This is a genomic window from Dongshaea marina (genome assembly GCF_003072645.1).
Lineage (GTDB): Bacteria > Pseudomonadota > Gammaproteobacteria > Enterobacterales > Aeromonadaceae > Dongshaea > Dongshaea marina.
The window spans coordinates 4,398,948-4,415,316 of sequence record NZ_CP028897.1; the positions used below are offsets into that span (position 1 = coordinate 4,398,948).

17 protein-coding genes are annotated in these 16,369 nt (G+C 54.3%); 2 read left to right on the forward strand and 15 right to left on the reverse strand.

Going from position 1 to position 16,369, the window contains the following annotated elements; genetic code table 11:
- Positions 1 to 2 precede the first annotated feature (2 nt).
- The 14 genes from DB847_RS20525 to DB847_RS20590 all read right to left on the reverse strand — a co-directional run bounded on the left by DB847_RS20525 (position 3) and on the right by DB847_RS20590 (position 14,161).
- Positions 3 to 992 (reverse strand): peptidoglycan DD-metalloendopeptidase family protein, encoded by a 990-nt coding sequence (locus DB847_RS20525; RefSeq protein ID WP_108652344.1) that lies wholly within the window; start codon positions 990 to 992, stop codon positions 3 to 5.
- Positions 989 to 1,570 carry a YqaA family protein gene (locus DB847_RS20530; RefSeq protein WP_108652345.1) on the reverse strand — a complete coding sequence of 194 codons (582 nt, stop codon included), beginning with the start codon at positions 1,568 to 1,570 and terminating at the stop codon, positions 989 to 991. The genes DB847_RS20525 and DB847_RS20530 overlap by 4 nt, the downstream gene beginning before the upstream one ends.
- Positions 1,567 to 2,193 (reverse strand): protein-L-isoaspartate(D-aspartate) O-methyltransferase, encoded by a 627-nt coding sequence (locus DB847_RS20535; RefSeq protein WP_108652346.1) that lies wholly within the window; start codon positions 2,191 to 2,193, stop codon positions 1,567 to 1,569. The genes DB847_RS20530 and DB847_RS20535 overlap by 4 nt, the downstream gene beginning before the upstream one ends.
- A complete protein-coding gene (gene surE / locus DB847_RS20540) occupies positions 2,194 to 2,943 on the reverse strand; it encodes a 5'/3'-nucleotidase SurE (protein ID WP_108652347.1) in 750 nt (249 codons plus the stop codon).
- The gene (truD, locus tag DB847_RS20545; RefSeq protein WP_407644469.1) at positions 2,940 to 3,968 is read right to left on the reverse strand and encodes a tRNA pseudouridine(13) synthase TruD; all 1,029 of its coding nucleotides are present in this window, start codon (positions 3,966 to 3,968) and stop codon (positions 2,940 to 2,942) included. Before truD ends, surE begins: the two co-directional genes overlap by 4 nt.
- Entirely contained in the window at positions 3,965 to 4,441 is a 477-nt protein-coding gene (ispF, locus tag DB847_RS20550) for a 2-C-methyl-D-erythritol 2,4-cyclodiphosphate synthase (protein ID WP_108653049.1), read from the reverse strand. The genes truD and ispF overlap by 4 nt, the downstream gene beginning before the upstream one ends.
- Entirely contained in the window at positions 4,441 to 5,130 is a 690-nt protein-coding gene (gene ispD, locus DB847_RS20555; RefSeq protein ID WP_108652349.1) for a 2-C-methyl-D-erythritol 4-phosphate cytidylyltransferase, read from the reverse strand. The genes ispF and ispD overlap by 1 nt, the downstream gene beginning before the upstream one ends.
- Positions 5,127 to 5,426, reverse strand: coding sequence for a cell division protein FtsB (ftsB, locus tag DB847_RS20560; RefSeq protein WP_108652350.1), 300 nt, complete (start codon positions 5,424 to 5,426; stop codon positions 5,127 to 5,129). Before ftsB ends, ispD begins: the two co-directional genes overlap by 4 nt.
- A 139-nt stretch (positions 5,427 to 5,565) precedes the next feature.
- Complete coding sequence (prfC, locus tag DB847_RS20565) at positions 5,566 to 7,155, reverse strand: peptide chain release factor 3 (RefSeq protein ID WP_199911885.1); 1,590 nt, start codon at positions 7,153 to 7,155, stop codon at positions 5,566 to 5,568.
- A 180-nt stretch (positions 7,156 to 7,335) separates the two neighbouring features.
- Complete coding sequence (pntB, locus tag DB847_RS20570) at positions 7,336 to 8,709, reverse strand: Re/Si-specific NAD(P)(+) transhydrogenase subunit beta (protein WP_108652352.1); 1,374 nt, start codon at positions 8,707 to 8,709, stop codon at positions 7,336 to 7,338.
- A gap of 13 nt (positions 8,710 to 8,722) precedes the next feature.
- Positions 8,723 to 10,258: a Re/Si-specific NAD(P)(+) transhydrogenase subunit alpha gene (pntA, locus tag DB847_RS20575; protein WP_108652353.1), complete on the reverse strand. Its 1,536-nt coding sequence runs from the start codon at positions 10,256 to 10,258 to the stop codon at positions 8,723 to 8,725.
- Positions 10,259 to 10,617: 359 nt separating this feature from the next.
- Entirely contained in the window at positions 10,618 to 12,696 is a 2,079-nt protein-coding gene (locus DB847_RS20580) for a YjbH domain-containing protein (protein ID WP_108652354.1), read from the reverse strand.
- Between the two features lie 14 nt (positions 12,697 to 12,710).
- Positions 12,711 to 13,487 carry a capsule biosynthesis GfcC family protein gene (locus DB847_RS20585; RefSeq protein WP_159084772.1) on the reverse strand — a complete coding sequence of 259 codons (777 nt, stop codon included), beginning with the start codon at positions 13,485 to 13,487 and terminating at the stop codon, positions 12,711 to 12,713.
- A complete protein-coding gene (locus DB847_RS20590) occupies positions 13,487 to 14,161 on the reverse strand; it encodes a YjbF family lipoprotein (RefSeq protein ID WP_108652356.1) in 675 nt (224 codons plus the stop codon). The genes DB847_RS20585 and DB847_RS20590 overlap by 1 nt, the downstream gene beginning before the upstream one ends.
- 211 nt (positions 14,162 to 14,372) lie before the next feature.
- Between DB847_RS20590 and DB847_RS24565 the strand changes: the two genes are divergently transcribed.
- Both DB847_RS24565 and DB847_RS20600 read left to right on the forward strand, forming a co-directional pair.
- The gene (locus tag DB847_RS24565) at positions 14,373 to 14,591 is read left to right on the forward strand and encodes a hypothetical protein (protein WP_159084773.1); all 219 of its coding nucleotides are present in this window, start codon (positions 14,373 to 14,375) and stop codon (positions 14,589 to 14,591) included.
- Positions 14,592 to 14,877: 286 nt separating this feature from the next.
- Positions 14,878 to 15,450 carry a thioredoxin family protein gene (locus tag DB847_RS20600; RefSeq protein WP_108652357.1) on the forward strand — a complete coding sequence of 191 codons (573 nt, stop codon included), beginning with the start codon at positions 14,878 to 14,880 and terminating at the stop codon, positions 15,448 to 15,450.
- A 38-nt stretch (positions 15,451 to 15,488) separates the two neighbouring features.
- Here the strand turns inward: DB847_RS20600 and DB847_RS20605 are convergent, their stop codons facing one another.
- Positions 15,489 to 16,316 carry a M23 family metallopeptidase gene (locus tag DB847_RS20605; RefSeq protein ID WP_108652358.1) on the reverse strand — a complete coding sequence of 276 codons (828 nt, stop codon included), beginning with the start codon at positions 16,314 to 16,316 and terminating at the stop codon, positions 15,489 to 15,491.
- Positions 16,317 to 16,369: the final 53 nt, after the last annotated feature.

Below are 16,369 nucleotides of genomic sequence, written 5' to 3' on the forward strand. Positions count from 1 at the left end.
TCTCAGCGCTTTGGCAAAAAACGAATAGGATTGACGGATTTTCCCCGATAACGAATCTCAAAATGGAGGGCAACTTTCACCGCTCCAGTATTTCCCATGTCGGCAATCCTTTGCCCAACTTTAATTTTTTGTTGCTCTTTCACCCGGATATGCGCGTTGTGTGCATAAGCGGACAGGTAATCATCGTTGTGCTTGATGATGATCAACTTGCCGTAGCCTCTCAGTGCACTTCCGGCATATACCACGACTCCGGATGCGGCTGCATAGATGGGCTGGCCGAGCTTGCCACCGATATCGATACCCTTATTGCCAGTTTCAGATAAAGAGAAGCTGGCAATAATTGGGCCAGATGCGGGCCAGCTCCATTTGATTTTCTGAGAGCTATGGGCTACAGCCTTACGGGACGCGGGTTGTGAGACTCGTTTGACTGACGAGGAGCTCGCCTTGCGCGAGGAAACCGGGGCGGGTGTAGGGGAGGTTTTCGGGGAGGAGCTACTAGTCACTTGACGCTTTTTCGTCAAGGAGGAGGAGCCGGAGTGTGATGAATGACGAACTTTTGGCTGACCATTGGCCACCAGGTTGAGCTTTTGACCGGGATAGAGACGATAGGGAGAACGTAATCCATTCAAGGCCGCCAACCGGGAGGCAGAAACTCCAAGCTTGCGGGAGATCCCGTACAGGGTGTCGCCTTTTCGGACCTTATAGTAGCCCGATGAGGAAGCAACAACCTTGGGAGTCAGGCGTAGTAGCTGGCCCGGGTAGATATTATAGGGAGCGGAAATCTTGTTATAGCGGGCAATCTCCTGAAAATCTTTGCCCGAACCCCAGGCGATGGAATAGAGGGTATCCCCGGGCTGGACTCGCCAATAGCCTCCGACCGGCCCCACACTTGAAACCGGAGCGGGTCCGTTAGAGGCACAGCCAACCAGCCCCAGAGTAATGAGCAGCACCAGCCATTGTCTGATATATCTTCTCGCTATCCCTGTACTCATCTACCCCAGACAAAATATATCAGAGCTATCCCAATCAGGGTCGCCCAGCCCAACCTGTCGATCCACAGCAGTAGCTTTTGCTCCATCCTGGGACCACCCAATACCATCACCAGGGATACAAGATAAAAGCGCATCCCCCTACCTACAATAGAGATCAGTATAAAGGGGAGAAATGCCATCTGCAGCAAGCCAGCAGTCACGGTAAACACCTTGTAAGGCACCGGGGTAAAGCTGGCGATGAAGATGATCCAGACTCCCCACTGGGTGAACCAGCCGCGGGCCAGCTCAATATAGTGCTGATAGCCAGCCCACTCTACCAAAGGTTGAACTAAGGGATCATAGAGGGCATATCCCAACCCATAGCCAACCGCAGCGCCTGCCACCGAAAACAGCGTGGTAATCATGGCGTAGAACCAGGCTTTATTTGGCTTAGCCAATGACATGGGAGCCAGCATCACATCGGCCGGGATCGGCCAGAAAATGGACTCGATAAAGCTACAGAACGCCAGATAATAGGGGGCATGGCGGTGGCGTGCCCACTCCATCATCCGGATAAACATAGAGGAGAAGATCTTCATCCTCGGCTCCCCTCTACCAGAGGTACAAAGCGAACCGCCTCCAGGATTTGGGTCGTGAAGTGTTCGCCATGGCGACTAATGCGTTGCAGGTTTTGCGAAGACTCACCCACGGGGATCACCATCACTCCTCCATCAGCCAATTGCTCCAGTAGCATTCTTGGTACACAGCGGGCCGCTGCCGATACAATAATAGCATCAAACGGCGCCTTGCTCTGCCACCCCTGCCAACCATCCCCCTGGCGGGAGATCACATTGTGCAGATCCAACATCTTCAGACGCCGCCTGGCCTGATACAACAGAGGCTCCAGCAGCTCCACCGAATAGACCCGCTCAAACAGCTGCGCCAGAATCGCGGTCTGATAACCCGATCCCGTGCCTATCTCCAGCACTCGCCTGGGGCTAGACTTGCTGAGCTCTGAGATCATGCGAGCTACGATATAGGGCTGGGAGATGGTCTGACCAAACCCTATCGGCAGCGCCGTATTATCCCAGGCCTGATGCGCCAGCGCCTCATCCACAAACCGTTGACGGGGCACGCAGCGGATCGCCGCTAAAACCCGTGAGTCATGGATCCCCTGGGCCTGTAGCTGCTGATAGAGTAACTGTTCGCAATGACTGATCACTTACATCTCCAATGTCTCGGCCCACTCACTCAACTGGGGCATCTGAGTGTAGGCCGTCAGATCGATACGCAGCGGTGTGATGGAGACAAAACCCTCATCAACTGCAGCAAAATCGGTTCCATCCCCGGCATCCTGACGCTCTCCCGGAGGACCCAGCCAAAAGATGGTCTTGCCCCTGGGGTCCTGGGTTCTGATCATCTCTTCGGCGCGGTGACGCGCCCCCTGGCGGGTGATTTTAAACCCCTTGAGCTCAGCATAGGGCAGATCCGGGACATTGACATTGAGGATCTGATCGGCGGGCAGAGGCTGTTTCTGCAAGCGTTTGACCAGCTGCACCGCAACCTGAGCGGCGCTGGCAAAGTGCTTGTCTCCCACCAGTGAAATAGCAATCGCAGGAAGCCCCAAGTGACGCCCCTCGGTGGCCGCGGCGACCGTTCCCGAATAGATCACATCATCCCCGAGATTCGCTCCATGGTTGATCCCGGAGATCACCAGATCCGGCTCCGGCGATACCAACTCATTGAGGGCCAGGTGAACACAGTCGGTCGGTGTTCCATTCACCGCCAGAAAGCCACTGCCCTCCACCGGCTGGACCCGCAAGGGGGTTTCCAGGGTCAGAGAGTTACTGGCGCCGGAGCAGTTTCTGTCCGGCGCCACCGTCACCACTTCGGCTATCTCGGACAGGGCCAGACTCAGTACAGAAATTCCCTCGGCATGGACACCATCATCATTACTGATCAGTATTTTCATCTTTCGCTGTCTACCTCAATGGCCTGAACCAACTCCCGAACAACCGAGGTTGCAAATGACCCGCTTGGCAGGTGAAAACTCAGGGTAAGCATATCGCCTTCAAGCTGCCAATCCAAAGCTTCGGGATGAAGCATCAGGGCTCGCCGCTCCTGCTTCATTCCGGCCTTCTCAAGCCCCTCACAAAAATCAGCGAATTCACTCAGTGCCGACTGCTCAAGCTCCCGGGCAGCTCCCTGAGAGCCCAGCTCACCACGTCCCCACAGGGGCGCAGAAAGCTGAATATCTCCCGATGCAAAACGCTCAAGCAACTCATCGCTTAGCTCTGGCTCACTGAAAAACGAACGGCTACCCCTGAGCATCACACAGTCACCCGCCATCAGGGTGGTTGCCAGCTCCTGGCTTAATCGCTCACTCACCACCTGGTTAAACAGCAGGCTTCGCGCTGACGACAGGGCCATCGAACGCTGCATCTTATCCCGTACCCGGGCCCCGCCAAACATGGCAGCGGCTCGCTCTATGTTTTTCCCATCGCGGCCGAAACGTTGCAGACCATAATAGTTCGGCACCCCAAGCTCCTTGAGGCGCTCAAGACGCGTCATCACCTCATCTGGGTCACTGAGCTCACGCAGCACCAGCTTAAAGTCATTGCCACTCAAAGCCCCGGTGCGCATCTTCTTGTTGTGACGAGTCACCTCAAGGATCTGTAGCTCGTCGCTCTCAAGAGGACTTAGATCAGGCATCGCCTTACCTGGCAGGTGGATCGCGAACCACTGTTCGGTAACCGCATGCCTGTCTTTGAGGCCGGCCCAACCGACCTGACGGGCCGGGACCTCCACCAGCTCGGCCAATTTTTTGGCCACAAAAGCGGTATTCATCCCCCGCTTGCGAACACGGATCAGCAGGTGCTCTCCCTCTCCGGATGGGGTGAAATTAAGGTGCTCACGCACAAAGAAATCTTCGGGGGTGGTTTTTAACCGCCCGGTTCCGGCAGGCTGGCCCTGCAGATAGCTAAATTCTGGGATCAACATCGGTTTATCAGTACCACGGCTTCAGTTGCGATCGCCTCCTGGCGACCTATGGTGCCAACTTTCTCAGTGGTTGTGGCTTTCACATTCACCTGATCCGGCTTGGCTTCAAGAATTTCAGCGATCGCATCACGCATCGCTTCAATATGGGGAGAGAGTTTGGGAGCCTGGGCCAATACAGTGACATCAAGGTTCCCCAGCAGAAAGCCCCGCTCTTTCACCAGAGCATAGACTCTTTGCAGCAACAGTTTGCTATCTACATCTTTAAATTCACTGCTGGTATCTGGGAAGTGATAACCTATATCCCGGGCTGCTATTGCGCCAAGCAAAGCATCGGATACGGCATGCAGAACCACATCCCCGTCGGAGTGAGCGATGAGCCCCTGGGAGTATGGGATCTCTACGCCCCCAAGGATCAGGGGCTTTTGTGCACCAAAGCGATGCAGATCAAACCCATGTCCGATTCTTATCATCATCCATTACTCTCCTGTAACTGCATAAAGATCTCAGCCAGCCTGAGATCCTTGGGGTGGGTGATCTTAATATTATCAAAGCGCCCCTCAACTAAAGCTGGATGATAACCGGCAAACTCCATCGCAGATGATTCATCGGTGACCTCAAGGCCTGCTTCCCCCGCCTGCTCAAGGGCTCGGTATAAGAGCTCGGTACGAAATAGCTGAGGAGTCAGAGCATGCCAGAGCCGCTCTCGACAAACCGTCTGGGCAACTCGCCCACTTAAGTCACCACGCTTCATGGTATCACGCACCGGAGCTGCCAGCAGGGCTCCAACGCCGTCGCTGCGTGCCGTATCCCACAGTTTTTTAAGATCCTCATGGGTAATACAGGGGCGGGCCGCATCATGAACCATCACCCAGGGAGCCTTCGCCTTTGCCAGTGCATGGAGCACGGAGTCGGCTCGCTCCCGGCCCCCTTCCACCCGGATGATTCTTGGGTCGCGTAAAATTGCCAGCTCACTGGCATATTCATCATCGGCCCCCAGGGCCAATATCAGCTGGCTGACCGCAGGAAAAGCCAACAAGCGTTGCAGGGTATGCTCCAAAATGGTCTGCTTACCCAGTTTAAGATACTGTTTTGGGCGGTCCGCACCCATCCGGCGTCCAACGCCGGCAGCAGGCACCACGGCAATCAGTTCATCAGTCATGGATTACTCTTTGAATGAGGGTTTCGGGAGGGAAGAATACGGTAAAAGGTCTCGCCCTGACGGATCATCCCCAGATCATTACGGGCATGCTCCTCAACACCCTCAAAACCATTTCGCAGATCGGCGACCTCGCGTCGCATCATCGCATTTCGCTCCTCAAGCTCACTGTTACGTTGCTGCTGCAGGACCACACTCTTGGAGACCTGCTGATACTCCAGCATCCCATTGTTACCAAACCAGAATTGGTAGGTAAGTCCCAACAACAGACAAAACAGTATCAGAGCCAGTAACCGCATCTATTTTCTCCCTGCAAGGTCCCGTGATCCATCCCCCGAAAAAGCTGTATGAGGGGCTCAGCTACCATAACCGAACCCGCTCTCTCAACAAACAGACTCACTCATAAGCTTAGGATCTGCTGTGAATGAGTCCCCGAACTTAGTGCTCACGTGTCTTATGGAACTCGATATCCGGGTAACGCTCCATGGTCAGATTGAGGTTGACCATGGTGGGGGCAATATAGGTGAGGTTATCACCTCCATCCAGGGCCAGGTTCAGTGAGCACTTACGGCGGAACTCATCGAGCTTGCGCTCATCCTGGGCACCAACCCAGCGAGCGGTGGCCACGTTGACCGGCTCATACAGGGCCTCGACCTTGTATTCTCCCTTAAGGCGCGCCACCACCACATCAAACTGCAGCACCCCGACGGCACCAACGATCAGATCATTGCTATCCAGGGGACGGAACACCTGGACCGCTCCCTCTTCGGAGAGCTGTACCAGCCCCTTGAGCAGCTGCTTTTGCTTGAGTGGATCCTTGAGACGAATGCGCCGGAACAGCTCAGGGGCAAAATTAGGGATCCCGGTAAAGCGCATCACTTCACCCTGGGTAAAGGCATCACCGATCTGAATGGTGCCATGATTGTGCAAGCCGATAATATCCCCGGCAAACGCCTCTTCGGCGTGGCTGCGATCACCCGCCATGAAGGTCACAGCATCCGAGATGCTGACATCCTTGCCAAGGCGCACATGGCGCATCTTCATCCCTTTACGATAGGTCCCGGAGCAGATCCGCAGGAAAGCGATCCGATCCCGATGGCGAGGATCCATGTTGGCCTGGATTTTAAACACAAAGCCGGAGAAGTTCTCCTCATCGGCACTCACCTCTCGCTGATCGCTCTGACGTGGTTGCGGCGCTGGCGCCCACTCGGTCAGGCCATCGAGCATATGATCCACCCCAAAGTTCCCAAGGGCGGTGCCGAAAAACACCGGAGTCAGCTCACCAGCCAGAAACAGCTCTCGATCGAATTCGTGAGAAGCGCCCTGCACCAGCTCCATCTCTTCACGCAGCTGGGTCGCATACTCTTCACCCACGGCCTCATCCAGCTCGGGGTTATCCAGCCCCTTGATGATCCGGCTATCCTGGATCTGGTGGCCCTGACCCGTCTCGTAGAGGATCGCCTCATCACGGTAGATGTGATACACCCCCTTGAACTGCTTACCCATGCCGATCGGCCAGCTGATCGGTGCACAAGCGATATTCAGCACCTCTTCAACCTCATCCATCAGCTCCAGTGGATCCCGGATATCCCGGTCCAGCTTGTTCATAAAGGTGACGATCGGCGTATCACGCAGCCGGGTGACATCCATCAGCTTGATGGTGCGTTCCTCGACACCCTTGGCCGAATCAATCACCATCAGGCAGGAGTCCACGGCGGTCAGGGTCCGGTAGGTATCCTCAGAGAAATCTTCGTGCCCCGGGGTATCCAGCAGGTTTACCAGGCAGTCGTTATAGGGAAACTGCATCACAGAGGTGGTGACCGAGATCCCACGCTCTTTTTCCATCTCCATCCAGTCGGACTTGGCATGCTGACCTGACTTCTTGCCCTTTACCGTACCTGCGCGCTGCAGCGCGTTACCGAACAACAGCACCTTCTCTGTGATGGTTGTTTTACCCGCATCCGGGTGGGAAATGATGGCAAACGTTCTGCGTTTGCCGACTTCTTGCAAGAAATCAGACATGCTTATATCACTCAACCACTCTGGCTATATAGAACGACGATAGCGACAGATTATGGCGCTATCGAAAAAATTAACTGCTCATTATATCCAGCCTCAGGGGATCACTAAAGCCTGACCGGGGTAAATTTATCCAAAAAAAAAGCGGGAAGGTTATCCTTCCCGCTTTATCATGAGCATAAGCGTGAATTACAGCTCGCTCAGAATCGCCTCGACACTGTCCTTGGCATCGCCAAACAGCATCTGGGTGTTCTCTTTGAAGAACAACGGGTTTTGCACCCCGGCATAACCTGTGTTCATTGAGCGCTTAAACACCACCACGTTGCGTGCATGCCATACTTCGAGGACCGGCATCCCGGCGATTGGGCTGTTCGGATCTTCCTCGGCCGAAGGGTTGACCGTATCGTTGGCACCAATTACCAATACCGTATCCGTATCGCTGAAATCATCGTTGATTTCATCCATCTCCAGCACGATATCGTAAGGCACCTTGGCTTCAGCCAGCAGGACGTTCATGTGTCCAGGCAGACGCCCGGCTACCGGGTGGATACCAAAGCGAACATTGACGCCCTTCTCACGCAGGCGACGGGTCAACTCGGCAACCGGATATTGCGCCTGAGCCACGGCCAGACCGTAACCCGGGGTGATGATCACTGAGCTTGAGTCCTTGAGCATCTCAGCCACATCGGCCGCAGAGATCTCGGTATGCTCACCCACCACGCCTTCACCGGTTGAGGAGCCGTCGGTCCCGAAGCCACCGGCAATCACCGAGATGAAGGAGCGGTTCATCGCCTTACACATGATGTAAGACAGGATCGCACCCGAGGAGCCCACCAGGGCACCTGTCACGATCAAAAGATCGTTGGAGAGCATGAAACCGGCCGCCGCTGCCGCCCATCCAGAGTAGGAGTTGAGCATGGAGATCACCACCGGCATATCCGCGCCACCGATAGATGCCACCAGGTGCCAGCCAAAGGCCAAAGCTATGATAGTCATCACCAGCAGAGCCAGCCAGCTGCCGCCGTTGTGAACAAAATAGACCAGCAGTACCACAGAGATGATAAGACCCAGCAGGTTCATCTTGTGACGCTGAGGCAGCATCAGCGGGCTCGAAGAGAAGATCCCACGCAGCTTACCGAAGGCGACGATAGAGCCGGTAAAGGTCACGGCACCGATAAACACCCCGATGAAGATCTCGGCGAGGTGGATATTGAGCAGGACCCCGGTCAGCTCCCCATGATCGATATAGGAGTTATAGCCGACGAATACCGCCGCCAGACCGACGAAGCTATGGAGGATCGCCACCAGCTCCGGCATCTCGGTCATCTCAACCTTGAGAGCAAAGCGGATACCGATCACCGCACCGATCACCATCGCCAGCAGAATCCATCCGACACTGCTAACATCCGGGCTACAGATGGTTGCGATCAGGGCGATCGCCATCCCGATAATTCCGTACCAGTTACCGGTACGCGCCGTCTCCTGCTTGGAGAGGCCAGCCAAACTGAGGATAAACAGGATGGCAGCAACAATATAAGACGCGATTACGAGTCCATGAGACATCTTGTTGTTCTCCCTATTTCCTGAACATCTTCAGCATGCGCTGAGTCACGGTGAAGCCACCAAATATATTGATCGAAGCGATGAGGGTTGCCACGAAGGCAAGGATCGCGATGATCGCGTGGTTATGGCCAAACTGCAACAAAGCCCCGACGATTATGATCCCGGAGATCGCATTGGTCACCGACATCAGCGGAGTATGCAGGGCGTGGGTAACGTTCCAGATGACGTAATACCCCACCACACAGGCAAGAACAAACACGGTTAAGTGCGACAGGAATGAAACCGGAGCGACACTCGCCAACCAGCCAAACAGCACCACACCGACGGCCATAGAGATATGGTGCTTGAGATGGGACTTGGGTGTCTCATCCTCTTTTTTCTGCTTGGCCGGCTCAGGTTTGAGCTTAGGCTGAGGCGCAGCAGAGACATTTATCGGTGGTGGTGGCCAGCTGATCTCCCCCTCCTGAATCACGCTCATGTGGCGGATCACCTCATCCTCATAGTTGAGGGTGATGGCACCATCTTTTTCAGGACACAGTAATTTGATGAGATTCACCAGGTTGGTGCTATAAAGCTGGGAGGATTGGGCTGGCAGACGCCCCGCCATATCCGTATAGCCGATGATCCGCACTCCATTGTCGGTCACCGAAAGCTCACCGGGCACGGTCAGCTCACAGTTACCGCCATTTTGCGCCGCCAGGTCAACAATCACGCTGCCGGGAGCCATGCTCTCGACCATGGCTTTGGTAATGAGCTTAGGCGCAGGCTTGCCCGGGATAAGCGCTGTGGTGATGATGACATCCACCTCTTTGGCCTGCTCGGCAAATAGCTCCATCTCCGCCTTAATGAAGGCTTCAGACATCACCTTGGCATAGCCATCGGAGGAGGAGCCATCCTCTTCAAAATCAAGCATCAGGAACTCGGCGCCCATCGACTCAATTTGCTCACTCACCTCGGGACGGGTATCAAAGGCACGCACGATGGCGCCCAGAGAGCCTGCCGCACCTATGGCGGCAAGACCGGCGACACCGGCACCGATCACCAGCACCTTGGCGGGTGGAACCTTACCGGCGGCGGTGATCTGGCCATTAAAGAAGCGCCCAAACTCGTGAGCCGCCTCAACCACGGCGCGATAGCCTGCAATATTAGCCATCGAACTCAGGGCGTCCAGGGACTGGGCCCTGGAGATCCGCGGCACCATGTCCATCGCCAATACATTGATCTTCTTGGCGGTGAGCTTTTTCAACAGTGCTTCATTTTGAGCCGGCCAGATAAAGCTGACCAAGGTTGCTCCCTCGGGGATCAACTCTATCTCTTCATCGGTTGGGGCATTCAGTTTGAACAAGAGTTCACTCTGCCAGACATCGGCAGGGGTTGCGAGCTCAGCTCCCGCATCAACATATGCTTGATCGGTAAAGCTTGCCAGCAGACCTGCATCCTGCTCAACAGCTACCGTGAAGCCGAACTTCCTGAGCTGCTCAACCGTCTTAGGTGTCGCCGCAACGCGGGTCTCCCCGGCGAGTCGCTCCTTTGGTATACCTATTTGCATGATATATCCCTGAATTGAATTAACAAAATCACCTCTGTTATACAGCCAATCCTGATAAAACTGGTTTTGGTTCTATTTTTTGTGGCCGGCTCAGCACGCAGCCCTTTGGCTTTGTAACAGCAGAACTGTTCTATCTTCGCTCATCAAACACAAAAAAAAAACAATCAGTTTCATGTGTTTGTAAAATAGTTCTGCAAACTTTGTCACAAAACAGGCTGTCTCCTGTTGTGCCGGTGTCGCAGAATATGATTGGTACCGTCACTTGTCAAAAGGTATCGGCAGAAATCACGGGAATGAATCGGGATGAGATTCACCCGGAATCTTTGTTAAGGATCCCGGGTGACATATAACAAATACCTCTAGCTCTCGTTAAACTCACGAGCCGAGGTGATCTGGTAGAGATCGTACTTATGTTGGAGCATCTGCCCGCCATCGCGAGTCAGTGGGATCCAGTTCAGATCAGCGGTTGAGGTGCTGGGGCGTACCGTCATCACATCAAACGGAATCGAGAGGTAAAAGCCCTTGGTAAAGCTTCCCTCACCGTACTCCTCGGCACTGACATCCGTCTTGGTGGCAAAAAAGCCGGCGCGGATCCCGTTAGCAAATGTCTTGGAGAGATCTATGGTTCCACCCCAGTCTTTTGCCAGGTAACGTCCGACACTCACCTTGGCCAGAAGCCCACCATAAGGGATCTGGTAGTAGCCTGTTAGGTGGCCGGTGATGGTGTCGTAATCACGCATCCCCAGCTGGTTCTCATAGCTACGCTGCTTCACCGCATCGGTCTGGATACCCACAGCCCAACGCTTATCCAGCGGCCGATACAGGAGCTGACCACCGGCCCCGGCATACATCATCTCCAGATATCCCCCATAGACCTGGCTGTACCAGTTCTCACCAAAACGATCAAAATGGGTCAGTTGCAGGTTATTGAGGCGCACCGTCGATTGATTCAGATACTCGGCGATATAGGTCCGAACCCTTGGTAAGTTGCTGGGCGCCGTATAGGTAAACTTGTCCATGTTATCGAAAAGATTAATATAGGCTGACCCATAGACTTGCAGGTGATCGGTAAACCAGTAGCGGGCCCCCGGAACAAGCCCCAGCTGATACAGAATAAAGCCATCGGGGCCACCGATCGACTGGTTAAATGCAGGATCGATGGAGTAGCCGAGATCCCCCTGACTGCCCTGGTACATAAGCTCGCCCGGTTGATGAGGTGGTGAACTGTTGGTGACCCTGTCATCAAGCTGCTGCTCTGAGATCTCGTAGGCCTTGGCCTGTTTAAAGGGCTTGGCCGGGATATTGGTCTGAGTCAACGGCAGGCGCTTTTGCTCATCGACAATCTGGTAGCCCGTAACTGTATCCGGCAGGGCATTGGCCATCAACCGCGCGGCCCTATCCTCTCCAACTTTGGCATCCCGGTATTTCCTCTGGGTACCACGCAGAGTAACCTTGTCGCCCTCCCGGTAGAAGCTTGGCTGCTGATAACCGGCATTCTTGCTGACATCCTGAGAGAGTTTCTGCCAGTCTACCTCATCCATCGACTTAACCTTGGAGGGTTTCACCTCGGCCGGTGCCTCATCCAGGTGGGAGTGGGGAATGATCTCATTGAAGTTGGTGCGCATGGTCAGCCCCAACATCCAGGTATTACCCCGCTCATAGCCAAGACGCAGCCCGAAATATTTACTCAGTTGCAACTCGGCGCCGTAGTTGATGGGGGATGCCGCATCTATATTGGGGGCAAAATCATTCTTGTAGTTGTTGCCGTCATACTCAATCTTGAGCCTGAGTGGTTGCCAGGGAGTCTGGTACTCGATGCCGCCAAACAGGGCCGCCGGGCCGTGGAACATGGCGCCGGTATCTATGGTGCCGCCATTGCCCACATCGTTGGTGCGGGTCTCATAGGAGGAGCTCGCCCAGGTAAAGGGGTTTTTCACATTATCGCGCTGCCCCAAGTAACCCCAGCCCATCCCCAGGGTAAAATCAAAGTCATAAACCCGTTTGGAAGCCACCAGGTATTCCGCTGAAAAAAGCCCGGTCCCCCCGAGGTCACGCGCCCCGAGAGAAACCTCAGGATTGTAATAGCCCTCGCTCAGCAGCCGTACCCTGGCATCGATGCTCTTATCCTTATAATCCTGGTCACCTGATAAGCTCTCGGCCCCATATCTGACCCCCTGGATATTCACATAGCGCCCGGTAAATTGCAGCCAGGAAAAGGGCTGCAGGGAGAGGTTGAGATAGGAGTAGGGATAAACATGGTTAACGCTGGCACTAAACTCGCCGGCGGGTGCCATCCGTGCCGAAGGCATCTGAATCAGCCCGGTATCCCCAAAATCGGTCAGTGACGCGATGGGGACCTGCTCCACCAGGCTGCTCGCCTGAGCCTGACCATAGATGCCCAGCAGACAGCACCCCACTAATAAGCTTATTTTCTTCACAGCTACATCCCTGCCTAAGTTCGGATCTGCCGCGCCACCAGGGTCGCGATCTGATAATTGAGTTGCTGATAGTCACTGCCCGCCAGCGGCACAAAAAGGGTGCCTCCCGGAGCCAGGTAACGCTTAAGGTGATTCCAATAGGCAACCGGCGCCTGGCTAATTTCACCATCGGGCTGAATGAGATATACCTGGTTGTGGCTTGCCAGCTTGAGTCGCTCCATCTCATTGAGATAGCCGGAAACCGGCTGGGCCGGCACAAAGGTCACGGCACCTGGTTTGTTAATCAGCCCCATCAACTTGATGGTATCAGGCTGCTTGGGAAGATAGAGCTCAATATGTTCGGCCCTGCCAGAAGTCTCCCTGAATTTAGTAGTTTTAAGTAGCAGATCATGCTGAGGTTGTAGCCGCAGCAGGTCCGGATCCAATGGTGTCAGCAGGCGTCCCTGGGGCGAAAGCCTTCTAACCTCATCCAAGAGTACCTTGATGCTGGCGGCCTCGGCATCATCATCATCTTTAAGATATTTTTCATAGAGCCCGCTGAGCTCCTGCTCAAGCTTCTGCTTCAGCGCCCGGGTATCGGCATCGCTCAGATCGGTCTGCAGGCTGGCGCCCCGATACCAGAGCTCTTTGCCATGGGTCGCCTTCAATACCAGCTGACTCACCCGGACTTTACTCTGGCTCAGCCAGTACTGGCCTGATTCCTGGCCCGTGACCTTCAAAAAAATCTCGGCACGGGATGCCTGTGACCAAACCGCACACAGCAGCATCCCGACAACTAGTAGTTTACGCATCATGAATACTTTCCTATGTAGGGTCTGAGCTGAGTGATGGTCAGAGGTGGCACATCCGGCGCGTAGTGCTGGATGCTTTTACGAACCAGCCCGGTGTCCGGCTCGACCCAGAAAGTATTGACCGCCTGATAGTCGAAGGCGGGAATGGTAAGGAACTCGGTGAATTTATTGAGCTCCATGCTGTGGCCGGCAATAGTCAACTGCTCTTTGCCGATAAATTGAAAGCTGGACTCCTCCTTGATATCACTGAAGTATCCGGGCATCCAGCTTATCTTCCGGCTATAACTTTGGGGCATATTCGCGGGTTTTAGACCTTCAATAACAGGGTCTTTTTGCTGATTGGAGACTGAAATTAGCTGATGTTCCAGGCCGATCGCTTTGACCAGCCGCCCTTTACGGGTCACCAGCATCGCATGGTCGCTGGAAACCCATTTATCCAGCCCCTGTTCAGCAAAAGCCAGTACCATAAAGGCTTGGGGGCCGTCACCCTGGCGGGCATAGATACTGGCATAGGGAATGGCTGCGATCTGCTCTGGTGTGAGCTCGGCCCCCTTCTGCCCCAAAAATGCAAGCTTGGCGGTTTCACCCACCTGCTGAAACTTTGCGCTGCAACTGCTGAGAAGCAACGCCATCAGGATCATCAATATGACCCTCAATCGAACCGCACAAGACATCTGTCCTTGACCTCACACTGCAATGGGAGTTAGTGGCAGTCACGGCTGCCCCAGACTCGAATATACCCTGTTTGTTGGTAGCAAACCAGATAGCCAGAGCTTTGCTAAATGGATAGCAGGCACTGGATCACAAACATAAAAAAACCGCCAATGAGGCGGCTTTTAAACTCACAGCAGAGATCAGGTAGAGCCTGTCGTCGCAGTGGTCCCTGTGGTATCAGAGTTACTGGCCACGGCCGCTGCAGCCGCCGCAACCGCACCCGCGGTTCCCACTGCAACCGCAGTGATGGTGCCTGTGGTGACGCCGGTTGTGGTCGCTGTGCCGGTTGCGACTGTCGCCCCAGTAGTAGAGCCTGTGGTAGTTCCCGTGGTGGTTCCTGTAGTCGCACCTGTGGTGCTACCTGAGCCCCCCCCGTACCACTACCGGTAGCTGGAGCAGCCATAGCGCCACCTGCAGCCAGGACTGCCGCCGCCGCCAGTGCAATCAAAGTTTTCTTCATAAGAGTTTCCCTCTCGCTAAGCAAAAAACGAGGAAGCAGCACTCCATAACGAGCTTCCCCTGAGGCTTAGTGTATGTTTTTTTAGCAAATCCTGCCAGAGGGGAAACTCCCTATAGGCAACAAAAACGCAGATAAGTTTCGAACTCAAGCGAAACTTATCTGCTGCAATATACTTAGAGATATCAGAGGATATCGCCATATTAGCGGAGAAACCTTGTGAAACAACAGCTATTACGCCATAGCCTGGGCGCCCTGATTGGTGCACTGATAGTGCTACTGGGTGCTGTGGCTTGGTTTTACCTCAAACGTCCGGCAGAAATTCCCGAGCCCTTCACCCCGATCATCTGGTTTGAGAATGAAAGAGGCTATCTGAAGGGACGCGCCGAGGCGATGGGTAGCGGCAAACCGCTGTTAGTCCTCATCGAGAAAAAGCGTTGCCGGCGCTGCAAGCTGTTTGAGGAGCATTTTCTGCGGGATAAAGAGCTAAAAGCAGAGCTTAAAAAATTCATCAAGATCCGCCTTAATATCAGTGCTACTGATAACAGCCGTAATCTGGCGCGACGCTACCCCTACCAGAGTCGTCTTCCGGCCCTGTTTGTCCAGAACAATGTCGATGATATGCCGCGTCCCATCCATGTGCTGGTGGATCTGGAGCAGATCTGGATGCCATCCCCTAGCTATAGCCGGGGTAACTATATGCCCCTGTCTCCCACCACCATCACCATGGCGATCAATGAGACACTGAAGATCCCAAGGGATGTGTTGACTAAGGAGCTCAACAACAGTTAGCTCACCCTAAAAGCGCCCTGGTCGAGTAATAGGTGCTTCTATTGAGTCGCCGCTGGCCGTTGCAGATAACTTCCAAGCCAGGCAAAACGCTCCGGTCGCTTACCCGAGAAGTTAAAAGGTATAGAGATAAACTTATCACCGCGCTTGCGCTGCATCGCAAAGTGCAAATGGGGACCTGTGCTAAAGCCATTAAATCCGGAGCGAGCCAGCAGCTGTCCCTCTTTAACCTTTTGTCCAACCTTCACCCTGGCACTTCGATTCTGGATATGCGCATACAGGCTGTAACTGCCATCCCGGTGCTTGAGACGAATATGGTTCATCTCAGAGCGCTTCCCCTTCGCCGAGCCGAGATCCCTATGTCGATCCACCACCTCTATGACCACACCATCGCGGACCGCCACAATCGGATTACCCAGCGGCATAGCCACATCAATGGCGTAACGATTCTGTGGTCCCTGGTGGCTAAAGCTCCCCATAAATCCCTGGGATACCTGAAACCGCCCCCAAAACGGTAGGGTCGTCAGTACTATATCTCCAGAAGAGAGGATCTCATCTGTCAGCAGGCGATGCTGATATCGGTAGCTCCATTGGCCCTCTTTAACCGGGGTTATTTTAAGCAGTGCAATTTCACGAAGGGCCGGAAGTTCAAAAATCAGCGGGCCGGATTGGCCGGTGCTGGCATTGATAAGCTCACTAAACAAAAACTCGATGCGAACCGAAACCGGATGAGAGTTATAGGCAAAAAGGTAGTGACCATCTTCACGTTTAACCACCCTGGTACTCAGAGTCGATTTACTATGACCGATTTTTAGTAGCTGGGGCTTATAGGGTGCGGCCTTGTCTATCTTATCGGTAAAGCTGACCACCCCCGCGAGTCCACATATTGATAGATATCTGTCGCTGCTGCGAGGGATGAAAA